Origin of the sequence: Pseudomonas sp. AG1028 (genome assembly GCF_007993955.1) — a bacterium.
GTDB classification, from domain to species: domain Bacteria; phylum Pseudomonadota; class Gammaproteobacteria; order Pseudomonadales; family Pseudomonadaceae; genus Aquipseudomonas; species Aquipseudomonas straminea.
In genome coordinates this window covers 1-19,470 of the sequence record NZ_VIVP01000011.1, presented here as the reverse complement: position 1 = coordinate 19,470, position 19,470 = coordinate 1, and the positions used below count along the sequence as shown (strand labels likewise).

The 19,470-nt window shown below is 65.2% G+C and carries 14 protein-coding genes and 1 pseudogene; 2 read left to right on the top strand and 13 right to left on the bottom strand.

All coding sequences use genetic code 11. The features are described 5' to 3' along the window. Window positions 1-15: 15 nt before the first annotated feature. From FB481_RS18375 to yrfG, 4 genes are all read right to left on the bottom strand, one after another. Window positions 16-738: a GntR family transcriptional regulator gene (locus FB481_RS18375; protein ID WP_147177291.1), complete on the bottom strand. Its 723-nt coding sequence runs from the start codon at window positions 736-738 to the stop codon at window positions 16-18. 1 nt (window position 739) lies between these two features. Further along, the gene (gene uca, locus FB481_RS18370; protein ID WP_147177290.1) at window positions 740-4,369 is read right to left on the bottom strand and encodes an urea carboxylase; all 3,630 of its coding nucleotides are present in this window, start codon (window positions 4,367-4,369) and stop codon (window positions 740-742) included. Window positions 4,370-4,577: 208 nt separating this feature from the next. Continuing rightward, entirely contained in the window at window positions 4,578-6,383 is a 1,806-nt protein-coding gene (gene atzF, locus FB481_RS18365; RefSeq protein WP_256662773.1) for an allophanate hydrolase, read from the bottom strand. Window positions 6,384-6,669: 286 nt separating this feature from the next. Further along, window positions 6,670-7,329 carry a GMP/IMP nucleotidase gene (gene yrfG / locus FB481_RS18360; protein WP_147177288.1) on the bottom strand — a complete coding sequence of 220 codons (660 nt, stop codon included), beginning with the start codon at window positions 7,327-7,329 and terminating at the stop codon, window positions 6,670-6,672. A gap of 134 nt (window positions 7,330-7,463) precedes the next feature. Between yrfG and nudE the strand changes: the two genes are divergently transcribed. Next, window positions 7,464-8,030 (top strand): ADP compounds hydrolase NudE, encoded by a 567-nt coding sequence (nudE, locus tag FB481_RS18355; protein ID WP_093506491.1) that lies wholly within the window; start codon window positions 7,464-7,466, stop codon window positions 8,028-8,030. Then, window positions 8,027-8,857 carry a 3'(2'),5'-bisphosphate nucleotidase CysQ gene (gene cysQ / locus FB481_RS18350; RefSeq protein ID WP_147177287.1) on the top strand — a complete coding sequence of 277 codons (831 nt, stop codon included), beginning with the start codon at window positions 8,027-8,029 and terminating at the stop codon, window positions 8,855-8,857. The genes nudE and cysQ overlap by 4 nt, the downstream gene beginning before the upstream one ends. Before the next feature lie 131 nt (window positions 8,858-8,988). On the opposite strand, the gene FB481_RS18345 is transcribed toward cysQ, so the two are convergent. From FB481_RS18345 to FB481_RS23395, 9 genes and pseudogenes are all read right to left on the bottom strand, one after another. Continuing rightward, on the bottom strand, window positions 8,989-10,890 hold the full coding sequence (locus FB481_RS18345) for a beta-ketoacyl synthase (RefSeq protein WP_147177286.1): 1,902 nt from the start codon (window positions 10,888-10,890) through the stop codon (window positions 8,989-8,991). Window positions 10,891-11,213: 323 nt separating this feature from the next. Beyond that, window positions 11,214-12,497, bottom strand: a complete 1,284-nt coding sequence (gene dctM / locus FB481_RS18340) for a C4-dicarboxylate TRAP transporter large permease protein DctM (protein ID WP_093506497.1) — start codon at window positions 12,495-12,497, stop codon at window positions 11,214-11,216. Continuing rightward, a complete protein-coding gene (locus FB481_RS18335; protein ID WP_093507173.1) occupies window positions 12,494-13,126 on the bottom strand; it encodes a TRAP transporter small permease in 633 nt (210 codons plus the stop codon). Before FB481_RS18335 ends, dctM begins: the two co-directional genes overlap by 4 nt. A gap of 147 nt (window positions 13,127-13,273) precedes the next feature. Continuing rightward, entirely contained in the window at window positions 13,274-14,269 is a 996-nt protein-coding gene (gene dctP / locus FB481_RS18330; protein ID WP_027910127.1) for a C4-dicarboxylate TRAP substrate-binding protein DctP, read from the bottom strand. A gap of 329 nt (window positions 14,270-14,598) precedes the next feature. Beyond that, window positions 14,599-15,984 carry a sigma-54 dependent transcriptional regulator gene (locus FB481_RS18325; RefSeq protein WP_147177285.1) on the bottom strand — a complete coding sequence of 462 codons (1,386 nt, stop codon included), beginning with the start codon at window positions 15,982-15,984 and terminating at the stop codon, window positions 14,599-14,601. Continuing rightward, entirely contained in the window at window positions 15,981-17,798 is a 1,818-nt protein-coding gene (locus FB481_RS18320; protein WP_093507169.1) for an ATP-binding protein, read from the bottom strand. The genes FB481_RS18325 and FB481_RS18320 overlap by 4 nt, the downstream gene beginning before the upstream one ends. Before the next feature lie 126 nt (window positions 17,799-17,924). After that, window positions 17,925-18,794, bottom strand: a complete 870-nt coding sequence (gene rfbD, locus FB481_RS18315; protein WP_147177284.1) for a dTDP-4-dehydrorhamnose reductase — start codon at window positions 18,792-18,794, stop codon at window positions 17,925-17,927. After that, window positions 18,791-19,336 carry a dTDP-4-dehydrorhamnose 3,5-epimerase gene (gene rfbC / locus FB481_RS18310; protein WP_093507165.1) on the bottom strand — a complete coding sequence of 182 codons (546 nt, stop codon included), beginning with the start codon at window positions 19,334-19,336 and terminating at the stop codon, window positions 18,791-18,793. The genes rfbD and rfbC overlap by 4 nt, the downstream gene beginning before the upstream one ends. After that, window positions 19,336-19,470 (bottom strand): annotated as a pseudogene (locus tag FB481_RS23395) (glucose-1-phosphate thymidylyltransferase); the annotation flags it as partial. The gene rfbC and the pseudogene FB481_RS23395, both read right to left, overlap by 1 nt.

The following is a 19,470-nucleotide window of genomic DNA, read 5'->3' as shown; positions in this document are numbered from 1 at the left end:
TCAAGGGACATCACGTCAACCCTGCGCCTGCACGGCGCGCTCGCGAGCGCTGTGCAGCATGTGCAGGGTGATCTTGCGCACTTCCGCCTTGCTGACCTCTATGTGGGCCTTGAGCAACAGCTGTGCCTCTTCGCAGCGGCGCGACAGGATCGCGCCGAGAATGCGTGCATGTTCGTCGTAGGTGGCTTCCACCCGTGGCGTCTGGGTGAAATCCAGACGGCGGATGATGCGGATCTTTTCGCTGACCTCGCCGTGCAGGCGGGCCATCTCGCGGTTGCCGGTGGCTTCCACCAGTTGGCAGTGAAAGCGCTCGTCGAGGCGTGACACTTCGCGGCCTTCTTCCAGACGCTGCTCGGGCGCCACCATCCAGATGCGTTTCAGTTCGCTCAGCAGGGCGGGGGTTTGCTCCGCCTCGCGGTCGCACAGGCGCTTGACCGCCGCCTGCTCGAGAACGATACGCACGTCGTAAAGCTCCTCGAAGTGGGCGAAGTCGAACGGCTTGACCTGCCAGCCGCTGCGGAAATACACCTCCAGGTAACCCTCGCGCTCCAGCCGGTACAGGGCCTGGCGCACCGGTGTACGGCTGGCCGCCATACGCTCGGCGACTTCGCCTTCGCTGAAGCGGTCGCCGGGCAGCAGGCGAAACTCGAAGATGTCGTCCTTGAGCTGTCCGTAGATGCGCTCGGCGAGATTCTCCGGGCGTTCCTTGCCGCGCCTGATCGGGTCGACGAGTTGCATCTCAGGCCGCCTCGCCCGGTTCGAGCACCAGCAGCGCGTCACCCGGGGTGACCGCCTTGCCCGGCTGGCAGCGTACGGCCTTGACCGTCCCGGCCAGCGGTGCGGTGACCGCCAACTCCATCTTCATCGCCTCGACCACCAGCAGCGTGGCGCCGGCCTCGACGTACTGGCCGGGCTCGACCAGCACCTTCCAGACGCTGCCGCACATATCGGCGCTGACCAGGTGGCCGTCGACGGCTTCGTCTTCCTCCTGGCTGGCAGCTGGCGCGGTGTGGCTGTCGGCATCGTCCTCGCGCCACAGCTGCACTTCGGCATCGAAGGCCTGCTTCTGCTGGCGCTGGAAGGCCTCGATGCTCGCTGCGTTGTCGGCCAGAAAACCCTGATACTCGGCGAAGTCGAAGGTGCTCTGCTCGATGCGGATTTCTGCGCGGCCCTCGCGGAACGCCTCGCGGAAGTCGTCCAGCTCGGCCTCGCTGACCGGGTAGAAACGCACCTGGTCGAAGAAGTGCAGCAGCCACGGCTGGCCGCCCTCGAACTGGGCGTTCTTCACGAACTTGTTCCAGATCGGCAGGGTGCGACCGACCAGTTGGTAACCGCCGGGCGAGTCCATGCCGTAGATGCACATGTACATGCCGCCGATGCCCACGGTGCCTTCGGCGGTGTAGGTACGCGCCGGGTTGTACTTGGAACTGAGCAGCCGGTGGCGCGGGTCGAGGGGCACGGCGCAGGGCGCGTCGAGGTAGACGTCGCCGAGGCCGAGAATCAGGTAGCTGGCGTCGAACAGGATGTCGCGTACTTCTTCGCGGGTGGTCAGGCCATTGGCGCGCTGGATGAAGTCGACGTTGTTCGGCAGCCACGGCGCCTGGCTGCGCACCGTTTCGCTGTAGCGGGTAACGGCGGCCAGGGTGGCGCTGTCCTCGAAGGCCATCGGCAGGTGGACGATACGGGTCGGCACCTTGAGATCCGCCACATCGCCCAGATTGGCTTCCAGCCCCAACAAGTGGTCGAGCAGCGCCTGCTGGTGCAGCACGCGGCTGTCATAACGCAGTTGCAGGGAGCGCACGCCGGGCGCCAGTTCTTCCAGGCCGGCGAGCGGCTGGGCCTTGAGCGCTTCCATCAACAGGTGCACGCGCAGGCGCAGCGCCAGGTCGAGCACGTTGTCGCCGTATTCGAGCAGGATGTAGGCATCGCCCGCCTGCCGATAGACCGTGCGCGGGCGGTTGCCATCGGCGGGCAGCTCGGCCAGTACGGTTGCTGAAACCGTGTCGCCCGGTTGCAGGCTCGGCGCCGGCAGTTGCGCGGCGCTGACCGCGCTCAGGCTCTGCAGGCTGGCCAGTTGCGCCTGCTCCAGCGCCTGGGCCTGCTCGAAGCTGATCGGGTGAAAACGCAGGGTATCGCCCGGCTTGACCTGGCCGACCTTCCACAGCTCGGCCTTGGCGATGGTCACCGGGCAGACGAAACCGCCGAGGCTGGGGCCGTCCTTGGTGAGGATCACCGGGAAGTCACCAGTGAAGTTGATGGCGCCGATGGCGTACTCGCAATCATGCACGTTGGACGGGTGCAGGCCGGCCTCGCCGCCGTTGGCGCGGGTCCAGCTCGGCTTCGGCCCGGACAGGCGCACGCCCAGGCGATTGGAGTTGTAGTGCACCTGCCAGTCGGCGGCGAAGAACTGTTCGATGGCCTCCGGCGTGAAGAAGTCCGGCGCGCCGTGGGGCCCGTAGAGCACGCCGATGTTCCAGATGGTGCCGTAGGCGGGAATCAGGCTGTCGGCCAGCGCCTGGGGTTCGCTGACCGGCGCTGGCGTGGTGCAGGCCGGCAGCCCCGGTTGGGAGATGGCCAGCATGTCGGCGGCGCGCAGGGTGCGCCCGGCGTGGCCGCCGAATTGGCCGAGGGCGAAGGTCGAACGGCTGCCCAGGTACACCGGAACGTCGAAGCCGCCGCGCACCGCCAGGTAGGTGCGGCAGCCGCTCTGTGCGCGGCCGAGTTTGAGCACCTGGCCGGCCTTGATGGCGATCGGCGCCCAGTAGGGCACGGCTTCGCCATCCAGTTCGGCCGGGCAGTCGGCACCGGCGAGGGCGATCAGCGCGTCGCTGTGAAAGCGCAGGCTTGGGCCCTGCAGGGTGAATTCCAGGCCGGCAGCACTCTCGTGATTGCCGACGATGCGGTTGGCCAGGCGGAAGGCGTAATCGTCCATCGGCCCGGACGGTGGCACGCCGATGTCCCAGTAGCCGAGGCGGCCCGGGAAATCCTGCACGCTGCTGTAGGTGCCGGGCTCCAGTACTTCGACCACCTGGGCCGCGTAGCTGAAGGTGTCGAGCAGACGCGTCCAGATCTGCGCGCTGTGAAAGCGCGGCTCGGCCACCACCTGTCGCAGGTAATCGAGGTTGCTGGCGATGCCGTGCAGGCGGGTTTCGCCCAGGGCTTTCTGCAACTTGGCGATGGCCTCATCGCGGGTCGGTGCGTGGACGATCAGCTTGGCGATCATCGGGTCATAGAACGCCGAAACTTCGCTGCCGGTGCTGACCCAGCCGTCTACGCGCACATCGTCCGGGAAATGCACGTCGGTGAGCACGCCGGGGCTGGGCTGGAAGTTCTTCAGCGGGTCTTCGGCATAGATGCGCACTTCGATGGCGGCGCCTTGCGGGGCGCGGCTCAGGGCGGCCCAATCCAGCTCGTCGCCGGCGGCCACGCGCAGCATGCATTCGATCAGATCGAGGCCGGTGACCATCTCGGTGACCGGATGCTCGACCTGCAGGCGGGTGTTCACTTCGAGAAAGTAGAAATCGTCGCGGGCGGCGTCGTAGATGAACTCCACGGTGCCGGCGCTGCGGTAGCTCACCGACTCGCCGAGCTGGATGGCCGCCGCGTGCAGGCGCTCACGGGTAGCTTGTGGCAGGTTCGGCGCCGGGGTTTCCTCGACCACCTTCTGGTTGCGCCGCTGCAGCGAACAGTCGCGCTCGCCAAGGGCCGCCACGCGGCCTTTGCCGTCGCCGAAGATCTGCACTTCGACGTGTCGTGCCTGGTCGACGAAACGCTCGATGAAAACGCCGGCATCACTGAAGAACTGCTCGCCCATGCGCTTGACGCTGTCGTAGGCGCTGGCCAGGGCCACGGCATCGGCGCAGCGGGTCAGGCCGATGCCGCCGCCGCCGGCGGTGGTCTTGAGCATGATCGGGTAGCCGATGCTTTCCGCCGCACCTAGGGCTTCGTCCAGGCTCTGCAGCAGCGCGGTGCCGGGCGCCATCGGCACCTGGGCGTCGGCGGCCAGTTCGCGGGCGCGGTGCTTGAGGCCGAACTCGCGAATCTGGGCGGGCGTCGGGCCGACGAAGGCGATACCGGCGTTCTCGCAGGCCTCGGCGAACTCGGCGCTCTCGGAGAGGAAGCCGTAGCCGGGATAGATGGCCTGGGCGCCGGTTTCTTTTGCGGCGGCGAGGATCTTGTCGATGCGCAGGTAGCTGTCGGCAGCCTTGTCGCCGCCAAGGGCCACGGCCACGTCGGCATCACGTACGTGCTGGGCATTGCGGTCGGCATCGGAATACACCGCCACGCTCTTCACGCCCAGGCGCTTGAGGGTGCGGATGGCGCGGACGGCGATCTCGCCACGGTTGGCGATCAGAACTGTTTCAAACATAGTGGTTCTCCGTGGCGAGATCGCCGCGACGGGCTATGCCCGCCCGGCACTTTGACTTCGTCGCTGCGCTGCTGCGCAGCTGGTCCCCGCGGTGGGCGATCAGTACGGTATGGAACATGTTCGTGTCCTCGACGTAGGGTGGGAAACCGCGAAGCGTTTTCCACCAGCTGTTCGTGGGTGGATGGCTTCGGCCATCCACTCTGCGGGTTCAGTTCTTGGTGGCTTGCTGGCTGGCGATAAAGGCGCGCCAACCGCCGAAGCTGGTGATGTCGCGGGCATCACCGAGCGCCCAGGGCTCGCAGATGAACCCCTTCACGCTGCGCCCGTCGGCCAGGGTCAGGTTGCCGATGCCCAGCGGTGCGGGAATCTCGGCGACGAACTCGCCAAAGCGCGCCAGGGGGATGTCCCACAGCTCGACGATGATCGAGCTGCCGTCGGTGCTGCGCGCCAGGCCCGGTTTAGGCGGCACGGTGCCGGCAAGGGCGTAGAGGCGATAGTCCGGCGAGGTCAGGGTCTGCTCGACCAGCACTGCGTCGCGGGTGGTCAATTGGAAGTTCAGCGGCATGCCGGTCAGGTGTGCGCCGACCACCGCGACCCGTACGCTGCCGGCTGGCACAGCGGTGGCAACGGTTTGCGGCGGCAGAGCACGGCCGGTGGCGCCCAGTGGCAGTTCCAGGCTGGCCTGCCAACGTTTGCCGAAGGCCGCCAGGGCGCGGTCATGCCAGGCCGGGGCGAGCAGGGTGATGCCGGCGGGCAGGCCGTCGCCGCGCAGGCCGGCCGGCAGCGCCAGGGCGGACAGGTCGGCCAGGTTGGTGAAGTTGGTGTAGGTGCCGAACTGGCTGTTGAACAGCACCGGCTCCTGCTGCATTTCGGCGAGGCTGCGAATGGTCGGCGAGGTCGGCACCATCAGCGCATCGAAGCCGGCCAGCGCGTCGTTGATGGTGCGGCTCAGTTCAGCGCGCAGGTACTCGGCCTTGTAGGCGTCGCAGGCGCTGTACTGGTGGCCGTTCTCGACGATACCGCGCACCACCGGGTCGATATGCGCCGGGTCGACGCCTTCCACGGCAACCGTGCGCTCGGCGACCCAGGGGCCGTAATAGAGCTGCTCGGCCAACTGGCGGAACGGGCCGAAGTCGATGGTCTTGAGCGTCACGCCAAGGCTTTTCAGTTGCGCCAGCGCCTGCTCGAAAATCGTCTGGGTCTGGGTGTCGCCAAAGAATTCCAGGCTGTCCGGTACGGCGAAGGTCGGTGCGGCCTGCATACCGACTGGTGCGCTGTTGGGGTTCTGCCGTGAGTAGGCGTCGGCAGCGTCGTAGCCACCCGCGATCCCCGCCACGGTTTCGGCATCGCCCACCGTCAGGGCGAAGATCGAGATGCAGTCCACGGTGCGGCACGCTGGCACCAGGCCGGTGTTGGGCAGCCAACCCTTGGTCGGCTTGAGCCCGACGATGTTGTTGAAGCCCGCAGGTACGCGGCCCGAGCCGGCGGTATCGGTGCCCAGGGAGAACGGCACCAGGCCGCGGGCGACCACGCTGGCCGAACCGGAGCTGGAGCCGCCGCTGACGTAGTCGGCATTGAAGCTGTTGACCACGGCGCCATGGGGCGAGCGGGTGCCGACCAGGCCGGTGGCGAACTGGTCGAGGTTGGTTTTGCCGATCAGGATGGCGCCGGCAGCGCGCAGGCGGGCAACCACCGTGGCGTCGGCTTCGGCCTGGTAGGCAAATTCGGGGCAGGCGGCGGTGGTCGCCCAGCCGGCAGCGTCGATATTGTCCTTGATGGCGAAGGGCACGCCGTAGAGCGGCAGCTTGCTCTGCTGGCCTTCGGCCTGGTCGAGCAGCGCCTGCAGGTGGCTGAGCTGGGCATCGAGCTGCGCTGCGGTGGCGAGGCTGATCCAGGCGTTGTCGGCCGTATCGAGGGCCGCCAGCAGACCGTGCAGCAACTCGGCGGGTTGGGCGGCGTCACGGTAAGCCTGTTGCCAGTCGGCGAGGGTGAAGGCGAAGGAGGCGTGGGACATGCGCTGAGATTCCATCTTGTATCCAAGTTGAAATCACTAGAGCAATAGCGGTGCCAATTTTTAATTAATTGATTTATATGGAATTTATTTGATTATCATGGGTTTTTAGCTGGTTTTCGCACCGCGGCGGGGCGCAGGCGAAGCCTTTTGGTGCGGCGTTTGTTGGAGGCAGAAGCAAGTAAAGCGGACATCTAGCGGTCTCGTAGGAGGGGGCTTTAGCCCCGAGCTTTTTATCGAGGCAAACAAAAAGCTCGCGGCTGAAGCCGCTCCTACAAAAGCATTACGCTCACAGCCCCTGCAACAACTCCCGGTAATCGCCCACCGCGGCGAACTCCTCGGTGTCCTTCACGCCCTTGCGGCTATCGGGTTCGTACACCGCCAGCAGGTGTTTCACGCCGAAGCGCCCGGCGCTGCGCAGGATCGGGATGTTGTCGTCGATAAACAGGCTGCGCGCCGGCTCGAACGTCAGGTCCTGCTGCAGGGCCGCCCAGAACTGCTGGTCTTCCTTGGGAAAGCCATAGTCGTGGGAGCTGATCATGCGGTCGAAGTAGGGCGCCAGTTCGATGCGTTCCATCTTCAGGGACAGGGAGTCGCGGTGGGCGTTGGTGATCATCACCACCTGTTTGCCGGCCTGGCGGATGGCGGCGAGAAAGGTGTCGGCGTCCGGGCGCAGGGCGATCAGGTCGGCGACCTCGCGCTTGAGGTCCTTGATCGACAGCTTCAGCTCGCGGCTCCAGAAGTCCGTGCAGTACCAGTTCAGCTGGCCGGCGTGCTCGGTGAACAGCGGCTGCAATTCGGCATCGGCCAGGGCGCGGCTGATGCCGTGGTGCTCGGCGTAGCGCTGCGGCAGGTGCTCGAGCCAGAAGTGGTTGTCGAAGTGCAGGTCCAGCAGGGTGCCGTCCATGTCCAGCAGGACGGTGTCGATGTCGGACCAGGGCAGGTTCATGGCGAGGCAACTCTCCAGGTGGTAAATGGCGGTACGCTGCCTGCAGGTCGTCAAATGCTACGGCGAGGACGCAGACAATCAGGGCAGGCACGGTATGATAACCGTTCCGGTCAGCCCAACAGCAGGACTCACCCATGCGTCAGAAGCCCACCGTCATCGCCCGCGAGATCGTCGCCAGCAGCCGCCTGTTCCGTGTCGAGGAGATCCAGTTGCGCTTCAGCAACGGCGCCGAGCGCACCTATGAGCGGCTGGTCGGGCGCGGCACCGGCCATGGCGCGGTGATGATCGTGGCGATGGCCGATGACGAGCACGTGTTGTTGGTCGAGGAATACTGCGGCGGCACCGGCGAGTACGAGCTGTCGCTGCCCAAGGGCCTGATCGAGCCGGACGAAGACGTGCTCGATGCCGCCAATCGCGAATTGCAGGAAGAGGCCGGTTTCGGCGCCCGCCGCCTCGAGCACCTGACCGAGCTGAGCCTGTCGCCGGGCTACATGAGCCAGAAGATCCAGGTGGTGCTGGCCCGCGATCTTTATCCACAGAGCCTGCCCGGCGACGAGCCCGAGCCGCTGCGGGTCGACAAGGTCAGCCTGCGCGAACTGTCCGCGCTGATCCAGCACCCGCAGTTCAGCGAAGGCCGCGCCCTGGCAGCATTGTATCTGGTGCGTGATCTGCTGGAGCAACGCGGGGAACTGAGTCGATGAGTCATCCGTTGCTGCCCGGCGTGCTGGATCTGGTACAGCGCGCCGGCGAGGCTATCCTGCCGTTCTGGCGCCAGGGCGTGGACGTGATCGAGAAGGCCGATGCCTCGCCGGTTACCGCCGCCGACCTGGCCGCCCACGGCATCCTCGCCGAGGGCTTGCTGGCGCTGGAGCCGAGCATTCCCGTGCTGTCCGAGGAAGATGCCGATATCGCCCTGAGCGAGCGCGCCGGCTGGTCGCGCTGGTGGCTGGTCGACCCGCTGGATGGCACCAAGGAATTTATCGCCGACAGCGAGGAGTTCACCGTCAACGTGGCGTTGATCGAGCAAGGTGAAGTGGTGTTCGGCGTGGTCGGCATTCCGGCCACGGGCGTGATCTATCACGGCGGCCGCGCGTTCGGCGCCTGGTGCGTCGCGCCGGGTGAGCAGCCGCGCGCGATCAGCGTGCGCGAGACGCCGGCTGACGGCCTGACGGTGGTCGCCAGCCGCCGCCATGGCAGCGTCGATCAGGAACAGTTGCTGGCCGCGCTGGTGGCCCATTTCGGTGGGATCGAGCGAGTCAGCGTCGGCAGTTCGCTGAAGTTCTGCCAACTGGCAGAAGGCAGTGCCGACTTCTACCCGCGCCTGGCACCCACCTCGCAGTGGGACACCGCCGCGGCGCAGGGCGTGCTGGAAGGGGCGGGTGGCGCGGTGCTGACGCTGTGGGGCGAGCCGCTGCGCTACGAAGCCCGCGAGACGCTGCTCAATCCGTTCTTCCTGGCGTTGCCGGCGGATGCCGAGTGGCGCGCGTTGCTAGTCGAGGAAGCCAAGCGGCTAACGCCAATTCGTTAGCCCTTCCCCGTAACCAAGCATCTTAGAAGCCGCGACCTGGCGGCGAATCGTCCGGCCAGCGCGGAAATCACGGTAGGGTCGCAATCGTTCGTGCCGAGGGCGACGCTCCTACGGAGTTCGTGGTTTACGCCTCAGTCCAGCATGTCGCTGTAGCGATCATCCTTTTTATACACCAGCGGCTGGGCGAAGCCCGGCACCTTGATCTGCGCGTCATCGATGGCGATTTCGGTGTCGTCGATCAGGTCATTGCCGAAGTTGTAGATGATCTCCAGCTGGCCCTTGGTCGCCTGCTCGTCGTAGGCCCGGGCGTTGGCGCGGGTCTGCTCGCGACGCTGCTGGTAGGCGCTGAACGCCGCCTCGCCATGGCGCTTGCGCAGCATGCGCTCGACCACGTGGGGGGCGAGCACCACGGCGCTGGCGTTGTTGCCGCCAAAACCCTTGGAATTGATGAAGCACACGTCCATGCGCTGGTCGTGGCGATCCACTTTGCTGATGCTCAGGTGCTGCTGGTGGACGTCCGCAGCCACTTCATCGATGGTCTTGATACCGGGGATGATGCCGTATTTGAAGGTGCCCAGCGCGGAGATCACCTGGTCGCCACTGGCGGTGGCCAGGGAATGGCCGACGAATGCCTTGACCGCGGCCACCGGCCAACTGTCGATGGCGAAGGCGGCAGCAACGCGATCCAGCAGTTCGGATTCGGTGACCCGGTTGGCCGGGGTGCTGGAGCCGTGGGCATGCACGAAGCTGCGCTGGCGCACGGCGTCGATACCGACCAGCTGAGTGGCAGCGGCGACTGCCTTGGCGACGGTCAGGTAATTGCCCGGGCCTGGCGCGGAAATGGATTTCTTGAAGCCGTCGGCGTTGATGAACACGTCGGTGGCGGCGCCATGGATATCGGCGCCCAGCTGCAGGGCCAACTCATCGTCCATCAGCACTACGAACTGGCAGGCTTCGGACAAGGTGAAGCCGCAGTTCTCGCCGAACGGGCGGCTGGCGCGACGGAAGTCGACGTCGTCCTTGCCTTCGATCAGGCGTAGGCCGTCTTCGGTGGCCAGGGCGCCCATGGCGCCGTAGCCCTCGATACACTCGGCGTTGATCGGTGCTTCGCTGTTGCCGACGATCACCACGCGGGCCTTACCGGCATTGATTTGCTCGATGCCCTTCTGCAGGTTGTACAGGAAGGTCGCGCAAGCACCGGTGACGCTGCCGGTGGTGCCGACGCTGCCCAGCACGTAGGCGTTGATGAAGTCGGCCGGCATAGTGTTCAGGCCCAGGGCCAGCTGCTTGGAGCTGACGCGGTGGCCCTTGAGGCGCGACTGCATGAGGCCGCCGAAACCGTTTTCGTCGAGCTGGCTCATGATGCTGCCGGCGAACACGGCGATCTCGTCAGGCGCCACGTGGTCGACGATGGTCTGCCATGACACGCCGGTGGCACGCAGGGCGTCGGTCACGCCGACCACGGCCATCTGCAGGCCACGGGGGTGGAAGCGCGAGTTGTAAAGCTCGCCAGGCTCGAAGCCGGTGGGCAACTGGCCGGCGGATTTCACCGGCAGGGCGCGGTAGCTGTCGACCTTGAATTCGCAGCTTTCGTGCAGGGTGACGCGCACGTCGTTGCCGCCCAGTTCTTCGACCGACCAATTGGCCGGCAGCGGCTCGGGCAGCTGCTTGCGGCTGCTGACGAAGGTCAGGCTGCCGGCTTCGCCACCCACTGCGATGCTCTTGTGCCAGTGGGCGGCATCGGGATCCAGGTGCTGCTTTTCGATACGGCGCACCAGGGTCGAGGCAAGAATCTGAGTGCCGTAGTGGCGCTCGATGTCGGCGGTCGACAGGGCTTCGCCGTCCTGGCTCTGGTAACGGCCATCCACCACGCGCACCAGCTTGGTCATTACCGCGAGGCCAGTAAGGGTTTCCTGACGTGCCTGTTCGTCCAGCGATTCGATCACCGTACGGCGGAAACCGTGGTGGAAGGAGCTGCGGCCAGCGGCGTTATAGCCACCGAAACCGACGATCACAGGCAAACGAGACTTCACGCGGACACTCCTTAAACTATTCAGATCGGCACGCAAGACAGGCGCGTACCGGGTCAGCGGGTCGAGCGCGGCGCGCTTTCTTATCAAGAAGAAGGCGCCATGATGACTTTTCAGGTGCCTATGCTGACGCGATTCATGACCCGCAAGTCACGACTGGATACAAGGTTACCCGTTATCGCGGGCGGCAGCACGACCCACATGTACGCCGTCCTCAACGAAGAAGCCCGGCGCTAGGCCGGGCTTCCTTTTCTATCGCGTGGAACAGCCTGTACAACGGCTTACGAGCTAGAGCCCTGCTTCAATACCGCAGGGCGCAGCAACCATCAGTTCATACCCAGCCAGTTCGGCAGCGCCAGGGAAATGAACGGCACGTACGTCACCAGGATCAGGAATGCCAGCATCACCAGCAGCCACGGCGATACGGCGCGGACCGTGCGGGTCAGCGGCATGCCGGTAACTGCCGAGGTGACGAACAGGTTGAGCCCGGTCGGCGGTGTAATCAGGCCGATTTCCATGTTCACCACCATGATGATACCCAGGTGGATCGGATCGATGCCCAGCTGCATGGCGATCGGGAACAGGATCGGCGCCAGGATCAGGATGATCGCCGACGGCTCCATGAAGGTGCCGGCGATCAGCAGCACGATGTTCACCACGATCAGGAACTCGATCGGGCTGAAGCCCTGATCCACTACCCAGGCGGTGATCGACTGCGGGATCTGCTCGGTGGTCAGCACGTGGGCGAACAGCATGGCGTTGGCGATGATGAACATCAGCACCACGCTGAGCTTGCCGGCCTCGATGAACACTTTCGGGCATTCGCGAACGGTCATGTCCTTGTAGATGAAGATCGCCACGAAAGCCGCGTACACCGCGGCCACCGCGGCGGCTTCGGTCGGCGTGAACATGCCCGAGTAGATGCCGCCGAGGATGATCACGATCAGCGCCAGGCCCCAGCCGGCCTTGCGCCCAGCCGTGAGGATCTCGGCCATCGAGGCGCGCGGCAGCGACGGCATGTTCTTGACGCGGGCGATGATGTAGATAGTGACCATCAGGAACACGCCCAACAGCAGCCCCGGCACCACGCCGGCCATGAACAGCTTGCCCACCGAGGTTTCGGTCGCGGTGGCGTAGACCACCATGACGATCGACGGCGGAATCAGGATGCCCAGGGTGCCGGCGTTACAGACGATACCGGCAGCGAACTCCTTCTTGTAGCCCGAGCGCACCATGCCGGCGATGACGATGGAGCCGACCGCCGCCACGGTGGCCGGCGACGAGCCGCTCAGCGCGGCGAACAGCATGCACGCCAGGATCGCGGCGATGGCCAAGCCGCCCTTGATGTGGCCGACGCAGGCGTTGGCGAAATCGATCAACCGACGGGCCACGCCGCCGCTGGTCATGAATGCGCCGGACAAGAGGAAGAACGGGATGGCCAGCAGCGTGTAGTGCTCGCTGGTCTCGAACAGCTTGATCGCCAGCGAACGCACCGAGTCGTTGCTGAAGAACAGGATGGTCATGGCCCCGGACAAGCCCAGGGAAATCGCCACCGGAATGCCGATGAACATCAGCGCGAACAGGGCGATGAACAGAAATGCGATGGTCATCGTTTAGCCTCCGTTTCTTCGGCGAGTTTGATGGCGTCTTCCACTTCGCCGTGACCACCAAAACCAATCTGCTTGTCCTGGATCACCCGGACCAGCACCTGGGCGAAACGCAGGAACATCAGGGTGAAGCCGATGGGCACGATCATCACGATGTGCCATTGCTGCACGCCGAAACGGTCCAGATCCTCGGCGCCGGTGCCGAGGGTGAACAGCAGCGCGACCCACTGCTCGCTGGAGTAGGCCATCAGCGCGCAGTAACCGAGGCAGATGAGCAGCGCGACGATGGCCACGGCCTTCTGCAGGGCCGGCTGGAACATGCGCACCAGCAGGTCGACGCCGATGTGCGCACCGATGCGCACGCCCCAGGCCAGGCCGACGAAGATCAGCCAGCCGAACATGGCCTTGGTCAGGGCCACGCTCCAGGTCATTTCCTGGGCGACGAAGAGGATGCCGTCGCCAATGGCGAACAGGGCATCGCTGCCGAACGGCAGCACATCGCCCAGGGCGTAGAAAACACCGTAAAGGTTGTTGAATACCACGTACGAGAAGGTGACCAGGGTCATGCCTGCAAGCAGGAATGCCACCAGTACCTCTTCGAGCTTGTTCCAGACACCAAGGACAGCGTGCATGGGGTTATCTCCATCAAAGGAACGGTCGCAGGGCGACAAAAGGGACAGCGATGCCTAAGGCCCGGCAGCCCGGCGGCTGCGACCGTTAAGAAATCTCTATCGGTAAAGCGGGTGGCGACCCCGCATAGGAGTCGCCACCTGAGGGCCTTAGTTGGCCTGGTTGGCAGCCTCGGCAGCCTTGATCAGGTCGGCGCCAATCTCACCTTCGAACTTCTTCCACACCGGGCGCATGGCCTCGCGCCATTCTTCACGCTGCTCGGGTGTCAGGGTGACGATTTCGGTGGTGCCGGCATCGATGATGCGCTGCTTGTCCTTCTGGTTCAGCGCCTCGGCCTGCTTGTTCACCTCGATGGTGACTTCGGCGAGGATCGCGGTCAGCTCGCTGCGCACGTCTTCGGGCAGGCCTTCCCAGAACTTGGTGTTGGTGATCACCATGTAGTCCAGCACGCCGTGGTCGGTCTCGGTGATGAACTTCTGCACTTCGTGCATCTTCTGGCTGTAGATGTTCGAGTACGGGTTCTCGGCACCGTTGACCACACCTGTCTGCAGGCCTTGGTAGACCTCGGCGAAGCTCATCTTGCGCGGGGCGGCGCGTAGCGCCTTGAACTGCTCGTCCAGTACGGCGGAAGCCTGTACGCGGAATTTCAGGCCGCGGGCGTCTTTCGGCTCGACCAGTTTCTTGTTGGCCGACAGCTGCTTCATGCCGTTGTGCCAGTAACCCAGGCCGGTGATGCCCTTGCTTTCCATGCTGGTCAGCAGCGCCTTGCCTTCCGGGCTCTGCTGGAAGCGATCGACGGCATTGATGTCGTTGAATAGGAACGGCAGGTCGAAGATCTGGATCTGCTTGGTGTAGTGCTCGAACTTGGCCAGCGACGGCGCGATGATCTGCACGTCACCGAGCAGCAGCGCTTCCATTTCCTTGCCATCGCCGAACAGCGAGGAGTTCGGGTAGACCTGCACGGTCACCTTGCCATCCATGCGCTCGTCGACGAGCTTCTTGAACAGCAGGGCACCCTGGCCTTTCGGCGTGTGCTCGGCAACCACGTGGGCGAACTTGATGGTGATTGGCTCGGCGGCCTGGGCCATGCCGGCGATGCTCAGCGACAGGGCACAAGCCAGTGCCTTGGCAGTGAATTTGAACATGGGATGCTTCCTCTTGTTGTTGATAGCGTGCTGGGCGCGGGGCGCCGAAAACGAGCGAACAAGAGCAAGTCGAGGTTGCCGCGCTTGAGCGGCAGGATCGGTTGGCAGCGATTGGGCCTGGACTTGTACTTGTTTTTCGCTGATGAGCAGCAGAGCAAGCGTTGTGCCAGGCGGTGTGAAAGATCGGCATGGCAGCTTTGCGTCAGGCGCAAAGCCCCATGGCGCATGGGCCGCTGAATTTTGTAAAGAAACACCGCCAGCCCGTGGAGACTGGCGGTTTGCAGAGGAGCGGCGAAAACAGTTGTGAGACTCGGCAGGAATCCGCTTATTTATTCGATGTCGTCTGGCGAGCTTCCGCCAGCGTCGGCAAAGTTTAGGCCGTGCTTGCGCAACTTGTCGTGCAGGGTCTTGCGCGGTACGCCAAGCGCCTCGGCCAGGCTGCGCAGGGAATTATGGTTGCGGGTCAGCTCGGCTGCGATCAGTGCACGCTCGAAGGCTTCCACCTGTTCGCTGAGGCTGCCGGACAGCGGTGCACTGTGCAGTTGGCTGTCGACGCCCAGCTCCAGGCCCAGTTCCAACCCGAGTGCGAAGCGCTCGCCAGCGTTCTGCAGTTCGCGCACGTTGCCCGGCCACGGGTGGCGCAGCAGCATGGCGCGCTGGCCGGGTTGCAGTTCCCGTTGCGGCAGGCCGTGGCGGGCGCTGGCGGTATTGGCGAAATGCTGGAACAGCACCAGGATATCCTCGCCGCGTTCGCGCAGCGGCGGGATGCGCAGCGGCGCGACGTTGAGACGGTAATACAGGTCGGCGCGGAAGCGCCCCTGGTCGGCGGCGGTACGCAGGTCTTCCTTGGTGGCGGCGATCACCCGGATATCCAGTGGGATCAGCTGGTTGCCGCCAAGGCGTTCGACCACGCGCTCCTGCAGCAGGCGCAGCAGCTTGACCTGCACGTCCAGGCTCATGCTCTCGATTTCGTCGAGAAACAGCGTGCCGCCGTTGGCGAATTCGAACTTGCCGATACGACGCTTCTGGGCACCGGTGAAGGCACCGGGCTCGTGGCCGAACAGCTCGCTTTCCACCACGGACTCGGCCAGGGCGCCGGCGTTGATCGCCACGAAGGGACCGTCGCGGCGGCTGGACAGATCGTGCAGGGCGCGGGCCACGACTTCCTTGCCGGCGCCGGTCTCACCAAGGATCAATACGTCGGTGCTGATCCCGGCCAGGGAGCCGATCTGCTCGCGCAGGCGCTGAATGGCCGGCGAATTGCCGACCAGCCGGCCGGACAGTTGCTGGCGATCGGCCAGGGCCAGGCGCAGGCTGCGGTTATCGAGCACCAGGCGGCGCAGGGCCAGGGCACGGCGCACGCTTTCCAGCAGGTCTTCGCTGGCGAAGGGTTTCTCAAGGAAGTCGTAGGCACCGGCGCGCATGGCCTGCACGGCCAGGGGCACGTCGCCGTGACCGGTGATCAGCAGCACCGGCAGGTCCGGATCCTGTTCGTGCAGCTGCTTGAGCAATTCCAGGCCATCGACACCGGGCATGCGGATATCGCTGACCACCACGCCGGGCCAATCGCGCTCGATGCGTTCGGCCAGGCCCTTGGCATCGGCCAGGGTGGCGACCTTGAGGCCGGCCAGGTCCAGGGTCTGGCTGAGGGCCTGGCGCAGGTGCGGGTCGTCGTCGATCAGCAGAACCTGGGTGTTGGCGTCGATGGTGCTCATACGGTGATGTCCTCGGGCGGCTGGATGTTCACGCCGTTGTCGGCGGTGCGCAGGCGCAGGATCAGGTGCGCGCCGCCTTTGGGATGATTGGCGAACAGCAGTTCGCCGCCCAGGGCGCGCATCAGGGTGTCACAGATCGCCAGGCCCAGGCCGAGGCCCTGGGCGCTGGTCTTGGTGGTGAAGAACGGTTCGCGGGCGTGGGCCAGGGCGCTTTCCGAAAAGCCGGGGCCGTTGTCGCGCAGGTGTAGCTCGAGCAGATCGCCCTGCAGCTCGGTGCTGATCCAGATACGCCGTGGCTGCGGGCGCTCGGCTAGGGCATCCAGGGCATTGGCCAGCAGGTTGCTGAGCACCTGGCGCAGGCGCGTTTCGCCAGCCTGCACCCACAGCGTGGCGTCGGGCAGGTCACGGATCAGCTCGACGTCCATGGCCCGCCGGCGTTTGGCCAGCAGTGCCAGGGCATCGTCGATGGCCGGCTGCAGGGCCACGCTTTCCGGTGCGTGGCGGTCGCGGCGGGCGAAGGCGCGCAGATGGGCGATGATCGAGGCCATGCGCTCGGTGAGCTGGCTGATCAGCTTGAGGTTGCCGCGGGCGTCCTCGGTGCGTTCGTGGTCGAGCAGCACGCCGGCGTTTTCGGCGTAACTGCGGATGGCCGCCAGGGGCTGGTTGAGTTCGTGGCTGATGCTCGCACTCATGGTGCCCAGGGCGGTCAGCTTGCTGGCCTGGACCAGTTCGTCCTGGGCCTGCACCAATTCCTGCTGGGCCTGCTCGCGCTCCAGCACTTCCTGCTTGAGGCGGCTGTTGAGGCGTTCCAGGTCCTGGGTGCGTTCCTGCACGCGCTGCTCCAGCTCTTGGCGGGCGCGGGTGTTGAGGGCGATGCGATCCAGGTAGTGACGGCGGCGTTGCATCATCAGGCCGACCAGCAGGATCAGCACCAGCAGGGCACCGCCGCCGATGGCCATCACCGTGCGCACCGAGCGGTCGAGCACCAGCCGCGGGGCGAGAATGCTCACGCTCCAGCCGGTTTCATCGAGCACCCGGCTCTGGGTCAGCCAAACGTCGGCGTCCAGGTGCAGGGGCGGTGGGGACTGCGTCGGGTAGGGCTGGATGGCGGCGATGGAGGCGCGCTCGGCCTTGTCCAGTGGGCGACTGGCGTGAAAGCGCCAGTCCGGGCGCGAAGTCAGGATCACCACGCCGTTGCCGTCGGTCACCAGCAGCTGTTCCGGCGTGTTGCCCCACAGGCTTTCGGTGTGGTCCAGGTCGACCTTGATGACCATGACGCCGATCTTCTGGTTGCCGTCGTAAACCGCCGAGGCGAAGTAGTAGCCGCGCTTGCCGGAGGTGGTGCCAAGGCCGAAGAAGCGGCCCAGGCGGCCAGCCAGTGCTTCCTGGAAGTAGGGCCGAAAGGCGAAGTTGCCACGTACGAAGGTGTCCTGCTGGTCCCAGTTGGAGGCCGCCAGGGTTTCGCCCTTGGTGTTCATCAGGTAGATGACGTCGGCGCCGGTCTGCTGGCGCACGCGCTTGAGCAGCTGGTTGGCGGCAGCCTGCGCGGCTTCGTCACCCGGCGTGGCCAGCACGGTGCGCAGCCCCGGCAGGTCACCGAGAATCGGCGGCAGTACTTCGTAGCGGCGCAGGGTGCCCAGCAGGTTGGCCACGTACAGGTCGAGGGTCTGGCGGTTCTGCTCGGTCAGCTGGGTGCGGTAGTAGCGGTCGGCGACGTAGTGCAGCGGCCACAGCAGCGGCGCCAGCAGCAGGGCCAGGATTGCCAGGCTGCGCCAGCGGGGGCGTTTGGGAATGGTGCTGGGAATCGTGTTCATCGAGTGGGCGCCGGAAAGACCGTGCCATTATGACCGCATACGCCGGGCGCCAGGTAGCCCAGCCCGAACGCGGCGATGGAGGGTGCCCCGGGTATCGCTGCGCTCGACTCGGGCTACAGGCTGGCATCAATGCGGGGTGTTCAGGCACTCGAGCAGGCCATCGTGCCAGTCTGGCAGGCGTACGCCCCAGTCGCGCTCCAGGCGCGAGCAATCGAGCCGCGAGTTGAGTGGGCGCCTGGCAGGCGTCGGGTACTCGGTGGTGGCGATGGGCTTGAGCTGTGCAATGGTTTTGCCTTGCGCCTGCAGCTGCGCGGCGATGGCCTCGGCAAAGCCGAACCAGGACGTTTCACCGCGTGCGCTGAAGTGATAGATGCCCCAGGTCGCGGTCTGCTGCTTTTGCCAGCGCTCGATCAACTGCACCGTCGCGGCGGCGATGCTGCCGGCCCAGGTCGGTGCGCCGACCTGGTCGGCCACCACGCTGAGCTGCTCGCGCTCCTGCAGCAGGCGCTGCATGGTCAGCAGGAAGTTGCGCCCATGCAGCGAATACACCCAACTGGTGCGCAGGATCAGATGCTTGCCGCCCACCGTGGCAATGGCCTGTTCACCGGCCAGCTTGCTACGGCCATAGACGCTCAGCGGGTTGGGTGCATCTTCCTCGATGTAGGCGCTGGCTTTGCTGCCGTCGAACACGTAATCGGTGGAGTAGTGGATCAGTGGTGCGTCCAGCGCCGCAGCTTCCTCGGCGAGTACACCGGGCGCGACAGCATTGATGGCGAAGGCAGCCTCCGGCTCGCTCTCCGCAGCATCTACCGCGGTATGGGCAGCAGCATTGATGATCAGCTCTGGCTGCAGGCGGCGAACCGCTTCACGCAGGTTATCGATGTCGGCAAGGTCGAGCTGTTCGCGGCCCAGCACGATCAGCTCATGGCGGCTTTCGAGCAGCCATTGCAGTTCACGGCTGACCTGGCCATGCTGGCCGAGCAGGAGGATCTTCATGCAAACACGTCCGCTTCGTCGAAGCTCAGGCCCTGCTGATCTTTCGCTGACAACTTGGGCTCGCCCTGCAGCGGCCAGGCGATGGCCAGTTTCGGATCATCCCAGCGAATGCAGCGCTCATGGGCTGGCGCGTAGTAATCGGTGGTCTTGTAGAGGAACTCGGCGAACTCACTGAGCACCACGAAGCCGTGGGCAAAGCCTTCGGGCACCCACATCTGCCGTTTGTTGTCGGCGGACAGGTGGGTGCCAACCCACTGGCCAAAGGTCGGTGACTGGCGACGCAGATCCACGGCGACGTCATATACCTCACCGGCAGTGACGCGCACCAGCTTGCCCTGAGCTTGTTCGACCTGATAGTGCAGCCCGCGCAGCACGCCCTGTTGCGAGCGCGAGTGGTTGTCCTGCACGAAGTTCGGGTTCAGGCCGGTGGCTTCGCTAAAGGCGCGAGCGTTGAAACTCTCGTAGAAGAAGCCGCGCTCATCACCGAACACCTTGGGTTCGAGGATCAGAACATCTGGGATGGCGGTTTGAATGATGTGCATCAGTTGTCCTCGGCGAGGCTGAACAGGTACTGACCATAGCCGGTCTTGCCGAACGCCTTGGCCTGGCGCAGCAGGCAGTCACGGTCGATCCAGCCCTGCCCGTAGGCGATCTCTTCCAGGCAGGCGACTTTCAG

Bases quoted from the DNA above. Each gene is read 5' to 3' on its own strand.
- FB481_RS18375 (WP_147177291.1), bottom strand. From the start codon at position 738: ATGCAACTCGTCGACCCGATCAGGCGCGGCAAGGAACGCCCGGAGAAT.
- uca (WP_147177290.1), bottom strand. From the start codon at position 4,369: ATGTTTGAAACAGTTCTGATCGCCAACCGTGGCGAGATCGCCGTCCGC.
- atzF (WP_256662773.1), bottom strand. From the start codon at position 6,383: ATGTCCCACGCCTCCTTCGCCTTCACCCTCGCCGACTGGCAACAGGCT.
- yrfG (WP_147177288.1), bottom strand. From the start codon at position 7,329: ATGAACCTGCCCTGGTCCGACATCGACACCGTCCTGCTGGACATGGAC.
- nudE (WP_093506491.1), top strand. From the start codon at position 7,464: ATGCGTCAGAAGCCCACCGTCATCGCCCGCGAGATCGTCGCCAGCAGC.
- cysQ (WP_147177287.1), top strand. From the start codon at position 8,027: ATGAGTCATCCGTTGCTGCCCGGCGTGCTGGATCTGGTACAGCGCGCC.
- dctM (WP_093506497.1), bottom strand. From the start codon at position 12,497: ATGACCATCGCATTTCTGTTCATCGCCCTGTTCGCGCTGATGTTCATC.
- FB481_RS18335 (WP_093507173.1), bottom strand. From the start codon at position 13,126: ATGCACGCTGTCCTTGGTGTCTGGAACAAGCTCGAAGAGGTACTGGTG.
- dctP (WP_027910127.1), bottom strand. From the start codon at position 14,269: ATGTTCAAATTCACTGCCAAGGCACTGGCTTGTGCCCTGTCGCTGAGC.
- FB481_RS18325 (WP_147177285.1), bottom strand. From the start codon at position 15,984: ATGAGCACCATCGACGCCAACACCCAGGTTCTGCTGATCGACGACGAC.
- FB481_RS18320 (WP_093507169.1), bottom strand. From the start codon at position 17,798: ATGAACACGATTCCCAGCACCATTCCCAAACGCCCCCGCTGGCGCAGC.
- rfbD (WP_147177284.1), bottom strand. From the start codon at position 18,794: ATGAAGATCCTCCTGCTCGGCCAGCATGGCCAGGTCAGCCGTGAACTG.
- rfbC (WP_093507165.1), bottom strand. From the start codon at position 19,336: ATGCACATCATTCAAACCGCCATCCCAGATGTTCTGATCCTCGAACCC.